1 pseudogene is annotated in these 421 nt (G+C 77.9%); it reads left to right on the top strand.

From position 1 onward, the window contains the following. Nucleotides 1-421: pseudogene (locus PUR71_RS14150) on the top strand (cell wall assembly protein Knr4); the annotation flags it as partial.

Below are 421 nucleotides of genomic sequence, written 5' to 3' on the forward strand. Positions count from 1 at the left end.
CACAGCCGGCGCGTCCCCGCCGGGCTGGACCTGGCACCCCGTCGACGGCCGGGCCGCCCCCGGCTGGCGCCGCATCGAGCTCGGCCCGGTCGAGGGCAAGGCGCTGCTGCGCCACCACGGCGGCCTCGCCACCTCCGCCGCCGACTACGGCCAGCGCGGCACCCGCCCGCTCCAGGAGCGCCGGCCTGCGCACGTCCCGCTGGCCCTGGACGGGAGCGACCCGATCAGCGTCCCCGAGGACCTGATCCAGCGCGCCGAGGACCGCCTCGGCTACCGGCTGCCGGGCGCCTACCGCAGCTTCCTCCCGCTCGGCGGCGGCCGCGCCCCGGTCGGCGTCGCGCTCGACACCGAGCTGGGCATGCTGCTCGACCAGCCGTTCCTGACCCTCAGCGAGGAGTACGGGACGACGGAAACCGGCAGG

The sequence above is a fragment of the Streptomyces sp. SP17BM10 genome (assembly GCF_036322405.1).
Lineage (GTDB): Bacteria > Actinomycetota > Actinomycetes > Streptomycetales > Streptomycetaceae > Kitasatospora.